7 protein-coding genes and 1 tRNA gene are annotated in these 6,832 nt (G+C 71.3%); 4 read left to right on the top strand and 4 right to left on the bottom strand.

What is annotated here, in order from left to right:
• Nucleotides 1-29: 29 nt before the first annotated feature.
• The 3 genes from Q1K33_RS17455 to upp form a co-directional block, all read right to left on the bottom strand.
• Nucleotides 30-1,247, bottom strand: coding sequence for an ABC transporter permease (locus Q1K33_RS17455; RefSeq protein WP_300406018.1), 1,218 nt, complete (start codon nucleotides 1,245-1,247; stop codon nucleotides 30-32).
• On the bottom strand, nucleotides 1,244-2,122 hold the full coding sequence (locus tag Q1K33_RS17450) for an ATP-binding cassette domain-containing protein (RefSeq protein WP_300406017.1): 879 nt from the start codon (nucleotides 2,120-2,122) through the stop codon (nucleotides 1,244-1,246). The genes Q1K33_RS17455 and Q1K33_RS17450 overlap by 4 nt, the downstream gene beginning before the upstream one ends.
• A gap of 73 nt (nucleotides 2,123-2,195) precedes the next feature.
• A complete protein-coding gene (upp, locus tag Q1K33_RS17445; protein ID WP_300406016.1) occupies nucleotides 2,196-2,837 on the bottom strand; it encodes a uracil phosphoribosyltransferase in 642 nt (213 codons plus the stop codon).
• Nucleotides 2,838-2,929: 92 nt separating this feature from the next.
• On the opposite strand from upp, the gene Q1K33_RS17440 reads away from it, so the two are divergent.
• The 4 genes from Q1K33_RS17440 to Q1K33_RS17425 all read left to right on the top strand — a co-directional run bounded on the left by Q1K33_RS17440 (nucleotide 2,930) and on the right by Q1K33_RS17425 (nucleotide 4,446).
• The gene (locus tag Q1K33_RS17440) at nucleotides 2,930-3,418 is read left to right on the top strand and encodes a tRNA adenosine deaminase-associated protein (RefSeq protein WP_300406015.1); all 489 of its coding nucleotides are present in this window, start codon (nucleotides 2,930-2,932) and stop codon (nucleotides 3,416-3,418) included.
• Nucleotides 3,419-3,444: 26 nt separating this feature from the next.
• Complete coding sequence (locus tag Q1K33_RS17435; RefSeq protein ID WP_300406014.1) at nucleotides 3,445-3,888, top strand: nucleoside deaminase; 444 nt, start codon at nucleotides 3,445-3,447, stop codon at nucleotides 3,886-3,888.
• 20 nt (nucleotides 3,889-3,908) lie between these two features.
• Nucleotides 3,909-4,298 (top strand): hypothetical protein, encoded by a 390-nt coding sequence (locus tag Q1K33_RS17430; RefSeq protein WP_300406013.1) that lies wholly within the window; start codon nucleotides 3,909-3,911, stop codon nucleotides 4,296-4,298.
• A gap of 58 nt (nucleotides 4,299-4,356) precedes the next feature.
• Nucleotides 4,357-4,446: transfer RNA gene (locus Q1K33_RS17425), tRNA-Ser, on the top strand.
• 191 nt (nucleotides 4,447-4,637) lie between these two features.
• Here the strand turns inward: Q1K33_RS17425 and Q1K33_RS17420 are convergent.
• The gene (locus tag Q1K33_RS17420) at nucleotides 4,638-6,734 is read right to left on the bottom strand and encodes a PAS domain-containing sensor histidine kinase (protein ID WP_300406012.1); all 2,097 of its coding nucleotides are present in this window, start codon (nucleotides 6,732-6,734) and stop codon (nucleotides 4,638-4,640) included.
• Nucleotides 6,735-6,832 lie beyond the last annotated feature (98 nt).

The raw sequence follows: 6,832 nt of genomic DNA, 5'->3' as shown, positions 1-6,832 counted from the left end.
CCGCGCCCCCCCCCCCCCCGCGCGCTCGGTCAGGCGTCGGCCGGCGCTCGCCGCGCCCACGCCTCGCGGAACGAGATCCGGTTGCCGGTGCGCAGCAGGTTGTTCTCGTAGACCCGCGCGCCCAACCGCACGAACAGCGCGGCGGCCACCAGCGTCACCAGGATCGCGACGACCAGCTGCCAGGCGGGCACGTCGCCCTCCGCGAGTCGCGCGGGCATCAGCATCGTCGACACGACGGGCAGCATCGACACCACGGTCCGCACGCCCTCGCCGGCGGTGACCGCGATCAGGTAGGGCGCGAACAAGATGATCTGGAGCGGAGCCGTAGCGCCGCCCAGGTCCTGCTGGCGCGAGGCAAGAGCGCCGGCGACCGACCACAGGCTCGCCAGGGCGACGAAGCCGAGCACGAAGAACACGACGTACCAGCCGATCGCCGGTCCGATGACGCCGAGCGCGTCGAGGTTGCCGGTGGCGACCAGGCCGATCACTCCCGCGAGCGCCAGCACGACGGTCTGGCCGATGGCCAGGACGCTGGCGCCGGCGATCTTGCCCCACAGCAGGGCCCGGATCGGGACCGACGCCGCCAGGATCTCGACCACCCGGCTCTCCTTCTCCTGCGTCACGCTGCCGGCGATGGTCAGACCGAAGGTCAGCGCGGTGACGTAGAAGAGCAGCACGAAGATGAACGACGCGGCCTGACGCAGCCCGGCGTCCTCGGCATCGGGGTCCAGCAGCCGCTGCCCGACCTCGGCGCCGCGCACGAGGGCGGCGAGGTCGACGTCCTGCTCGGCCGCGTTCGCGGTGGTGACCAGCTGGGAGACGGCGGCGGTGACGGACTGGGTGATGGTCGGCGAGACGCCGTCCTCACCGACGAGCTCGTAGCCCTCGCCCGAGGCGGCGGGGAGCAGGGCCGCATCGACGTCGCCGGCCAGGACGGCGTCCTCGGCCGCCGCCACGTCGTCGTACGTCATGGCCTCGAGCACGGCGTTGTCGTCGGTGGAGCGGGCGATCGTCGAGGCCTCGTCGACGGCGGTGGCCGCGATCTCGTCGACGACGCCGACCGTGCTGGTCTGCTGACGGTCACCGAGGAACGTGTAGAGCACGACCATGCCGATCAGGCCGACGAGCAGCAGGCCCGACTGGATCAGGAACGCCTTGCTGCGGACCTGCGTGCTGACCTCGCGCTCCGCGACCACGCGCCACATGCCGCGGCCGGTCGCAGGACCGGTGGTGGACGGGGTGCTCATCGGGTGACCTCCCGGAAGATCTCGGACAGGGGTTGGCGGACGCGGGCGACCTCGAGGACCGGCCCCCGCTCGACGACGGTGCGGGTCAGGTCGGCGGCCTCGATGCCATCGAGGGTGAGCAGGGCGGTGGAGCCGTCCACGTCGTCGACCCGTACGCCGCGCAGGTCGCGCAACCAGGCGGCATCCTGGCCGTCGAGAACGACGCGGTAGCGCTCCACACTCTCGCTGCGCAACTCGTCGACCGAGCCGGCCGCGACCACGCGCCCGCCGGAGAGGATGACGAGGTCGTCGCAGAGGCGTTCGACGAGCTCGAGCTGGTGGCTGGAGAAGAGCACGGGCACGTCGGCGGCCTCGCGCTGCAAGAGCTCCACCATGGCGTCGACGGCGAGCGGGTCCAGGCCGCTGAAGGGCTCGTCCAGGACGAGGGCGGTCGGGCGATGGATCAGGGCGGCCGCGATCTGCACGCGCTGCTGGTTGCCGAGCGAGAGGTTGTCCAACAGGTCGTCGCGCCGCTCCTCGAGGCCGAAGAAGCCCAGCAGCTCGTCGGCACGGGACAGGGCGTCCCTGCGGGAGAAGCCGTGCAGCCGGGCGAAGTAGCTCAGCTGCTCGGCCAGCTTCATCCGCGGGTAGAGCCCGCGCTCCTCGGGCATATAGCCGAAACCGCGCCGGTCCTCGGCGCCGATCGGCGACCCGTTCCAGGTCACCGACCCCGAGGTCGGCGCGAGGACTCCCATCAGCATGCGCATCGTGGTGGTCTTGCCGGCGCCGTTGGCGCCGACGAAGCCCGTCATCCGGCCCGGGCGGACGTGGAACGACACGTCGTCCACCGCCGTCAGGCTCCCGAAGACCCTGGTCAGTGAGATCGCTTCCAACATGCCACCGACGCTAGCGCCGACGGCGGGGCAACGCGTCCGCCCCGAGCCAGCATCCGCGCCACCACACGGTCGCCTACTGAGCCAGCCCGTAGAGCCGGTCGCCCGCGTCGCCCAGGCCGGGCACGATGTAGCCCTTGTCGTTGAGCCGCTCGTCCATCGCCGCGGTCACCACGGTCACCGGGACGTCGATGCCCTCGAGGCCGCGCTCGAGGTTGGCGCAGCCTTCCGGTGCCGAGAGCAGCGTGATGCAGGTGATGTCGTCGGCCCCGCGGTCGACCAGGAACCGGATCGCGGCGGCGAGGGTCCCGCCGGTCGCGAGCATCGGGTCGAGCACGTAGCACTGGCGCCCGGAGAGGTCGTCGGGCAGACGCTCGGCGTACGTCGAGGCCTCGAGGGTCTCCTCGTTGCGCACCATCCCGAGGAAACCGACCTCCGCGGTCGGCAGCAGCCGCATCATCCCGTCGAGCATCCCCAGACCGGCCCGCAGGATGGGGACCACGAGGGGCTTGGGGGTGGCCAGCTTGGTCCCCGTCGTGGGGGCGACCGGCGTCACGATCTCGTCCGGTACGACGCGCACGTCGCGAGTCGCCTCGTAGGCGAGCAGCGTGACGAGCTCGTCCGCCAGGCGCCGGAACGTCGGAGAGTCCGTGCGTTCGTCACGCAGCACGGTGAGCTTGTGAGCCAGGAGCGGGTGGTCGACCACGTGCGTGCGCATGGACGAGACCCTAGTAGTCATGCGCCCGGGCGCCGAGAGCAGCGCACGAGAAAGGGCTTGGCGGTGACCCGGGGGCGTGCGACTCTTGAGGCATGGCCGAGCAGATCGACGCCGTCGACTTCGCGCTGGCTGCCTACCGGGACGACGACGGGTGGCAGGTCCAGGAGCTCGGTCACGACCTGGTGGTGGACGTGGAGACGATCGTCCACGCCCTGCGCCGCTTCCCCGGCGACGGCGGCGCGGTCGGGCTGGTGGCCGTCGACGAGGACTTCTTCCTCATCGTCCGGGTGACCGGATCTGTCACCCGGCTGCTGCTCTCCGACATCACCGCCGCCGACGAGTGGGAGCTGGCCAGCTCGGTCGTCGAGCACCTCGGCCTGCCGTTCCCCGAGGACGACGACGACCAGGACCCGGCCGGTGACCTCGACCTGCTCAGCGACCTCGGCGTACAGGCGATCGACCTTGCCGAGATGCTCGACGAGGACGAGGACCTCTACCCCGACGAGATGCTCTCCGACGTCGCCCGTCAGCTCGGGTTCGGTGAGCTCTTCGACGACGCGGTCGGCTTCACCTCCGCGTGACGGTGCAGCAACGCTGGGCGGAGCCGATGCGCGCCGCCCTCCAGGAGGCGCGTGGTGCCCTGACCACCGGCGACGTACCCATCGGTGCCGTCGTGCTCGATCCGAGCGGTGTCGTGATCGGTCACGGCCGCAACGTGCGCGAGGCCGAGGCCGACCCGACCGGCCACGCCGAGGTCGTCGCCCTGCGGGCGGCTGCCCGCGAGCGTGGCGAGTGGCGCCTGGAGGGCTGCACCCTCGTGGTCACGCTCGAGCCCTGCACGATGTGCGCCGGAGCCGCGGTGCTCTCCCGCGTCGAGCGGGTGGTCTTCGCGGCTCACGACGAGAAGGCCGGTGCCGTCGGGTCGCTGTGGGACGTCGTGCGAGACCGTCGGCTCAACCACCGGCCGGAGGTCGTCGCCGGCGTGCTGGCCGAGGAGGCGGTCGCGCTGCTGGCGACATTCTTTGCCGAGCAGCGCTCCCGCGGAGCCTGATCGGCTGTCAGGGTGGGGCGATGATCTTCAAGCGGTCCAAGCAACCCAGTGCCCTGCAGCAGGCCGGAGAGACGTTGGGACTGTCCTCGGGACCGGGCAAGGACGGCGGCATCCAGGGCGAGGTCGACGGCGTGCCTGTGGTCGTGACGCGCCCGATCGTCCAGAGCACCACGGGTGGGGGCGGGCTGTGGGTCCTCGCCGGCCCGACGGCGCACAACTGGATCGCCAACATCGTCCCGGACGTGGACACCCGGCCGGTCGAGCGCATCGACACTGCGGAGTACGCCGGTGACGCGGCCTCCTGGCTGGGCGTGGACGTCACGACCAAGAAGGCGAGCGGCGACCTGTCGGCGGACGACGTCACCGCCATCGTGCGCGATGTCGCCGCCCGGTACGCCGCGCTGGGTTGACGGCTGCGCGGTTCAGCCTGATTTCGGCCCGGCCGCACCCTCCGGTAACCTTCCCGGCGGTGGCGTGTCCGAGAGGCCGAAGGTGCATCACTCGAAATGATGTGTGGGGTCAAACCCACCGTGGGTTCAAATCCCACCGCCACCGCCAGCCCACAGGGCCTCTGATCTGCGGACACGCAGATCGGAGGCCCTTGGTGTCTCCTCGCTTACCCACGATGTGCGCATCTATTCGGCGACGCCGTGCTGCAGAGCGTGCCTACCTGGCGTGACCGGCTCGCGCCCCTGCTCGTCGGGCCTGCCGCTGCCCTCGACCTCGGCTGAGTCCGTCGTACGCGGATCTCACGGCGCGCCGGAGAGCAGCACGCAGAAGCGGGGCCCGCCCTCCTCGGAGGTCTCCAGCCACGCCCGGCCGCCGTGCAGCTCGGCGATGCGCCGACAGACCGCGAGTCCCACGCCGCTGCCGACCGTCCGGTCGTCGGCCGCACCGCGCTCGAACATCTTGAAGAGTCGGTCGGTGTCGGTGAGGGCATCGCCGTTGTCGGATACCCGGATCACCGGCCAGCCGGTCTCCGCGTCGACGACGCTGTCGACGACGACGACCGGGTTGCGGTCGGCAGGCACGTACTTGATCGCGTTGCCGATGAAGTTCGAGAGCATCGTGCGCATCAGCGCCTCATCACCCGAGACGCGCGGCAGCGGGTCGACGCGCACGTCCGCCGGGCGATCGGCGGCGACCACGAGCTCGGCGGCCACGTGCTCCGCGAGGGTGGTCAGCTCGACCGGCCTGTGGCTGAGCGCCTCGCGGCCGATCTGGGCGAAGGCGAGGATGTCGTCGATGAGTCGCGAGCCTCGGTCGGCGGCACCCTCGATGCGGGCGACGAAGTCCTCCTCGCGCTTGCCCTCGAGGCTGCCGCGCAGCATGCTGCTGAAGCCCTTGACGACCGTGAGCGGCGTGCGCAGGTCGTGGGCCATGGCAGCGGAGAAGTCGGCCAGGTCGTCGTTGGCCCGGCGCAGCTCGACCTCGACCTGCTTGCGGTCGGTGACGTCCGAGATGAAGGCGTGGAAGCTGAGCTGGGACTCGTCGGTGAGCGTCCACAGCGCGATGTCGACGGTGAGGTTGCGCCCGTCCTGGGTGACGAACGCGGCCTCGTAGCGCTGGTCGCCGGGCGGTGGGCCCTCTCCCGCCAGGTAGGCCATCATCTGGGACCGGCTGCCGTCGACCGTGGACCGGGTGACGAGGTCGGAGGCACGGCGCCCGAGCACCGCGTCGAGGGGGAGCCCGAAGAGGTTGAGGGCGGCTGAGTTGCAGTCGTCCACGACCCCGTCCGGGCCGAAGCTGATGTAGGCGGCGGTCGAGCTCGCGATGATCGCGCGAGTACGACGCTGACTCGCGGCGAGCTCCTCGGCGATCGCGTCGCGGGCCTCGATCGCCTCGCGGGCGATCGTGAAGGCGTCCTCGGCTCCGGCGCGTCTCAGGTCGACCTGACGCAGCCGAGACGACTGCAGCCACACGAGTGCGGAGCCGATGACCCCGACCAGGGTCGCGGCGACCGCGATCAGCGCCGCGGAGTTGTCGCCCGTCCCGGTGTCGCCGAGGTGCACGACGGCGAGACCGCCCGTGATCGGGACGAGGGTCGCGACGGGGAGGAACCGCCGGACGATGATGCCGCCGGCGGTGTTGCCGCTGATGAGTGACATGTAGCCGCCGTCGCTGCGGCGCAGCAGGACGCCCAGGCTGGCCAGGACGAGGCCGACGGCGGTGCGCAGTGCGATGCTCTTGAACGCACCCAGGGTGTAGAGGGACTCCACGCCGTACGCGTAGCCGACCAGGGTGACCATCCCGACGACCAGGCACGAGGACGCCACGAGCTGACCGGCCATCACCTGGCCCCGGTCGACGAGCCAGATGGCGACGGCGACGAGAAGGACGCCCACGGCGGTCGCCAGCGACATCCGACCGGCCGAGTCACCACCCAGGTCGCCCGGGTCGAGACCGAGGAGGTTGTCCCAGGGGTACGTCGTGTCGAGGGCGTACTCGCTGACCGTCAGCACCGCGTAGGCGCCGACGACGACGGCGATGGCGCTGGTCACCCGCGGTGCCCACGGCTGGCGCACGTGACTGATCAGGACCGCCAGCCCGAGCAGGGTGAGGGCGAGCGCCGTGGAGAACTTCGTCGAGGCGGTGTCGGGGGAGAGTCGGTAGAGCGAGGGCACGTCGGCGATCCAGCCGACCAGCACGACCGAGCCCAGCAGCACCACCAGCGCTCCGGCGGCCGATGCGGCGATGCCCAGGCGTCGGACGAGCTCGGCCTGCGGGAGGCTCGCGATCGTCTTGGCGTCGATGGCGCGTTGGAGGGTGGCCTCCTCGATGACGTGGGCAGCGTCCTCAGGCTCGCCAGGACGACTCGAGGTCCGCAGGCGCTCGGTGATGCTCATCTGACCAGGCCTCCCGTCCTCCCCCGTCAGTGCGCCCATCATTGCATCCTGGGTCCTCGTGGACCGGATCATGGGAGAGGGCGCCGGCCCGTGGCCGC

It is taken from the genome of Nocardioides sp. (genome assembly GCF_029937575.1).
Taxonomy (GTDB): Bacteria; Actinomycetota; Actinomycetes; order Propionibacteriales; family Nocardioidaceae; genus Nocardioides.
Note: the sequence above shows the minus strand (reverse complement) of the source record. Positions and strands in the feature narration are given on the sequence as shown.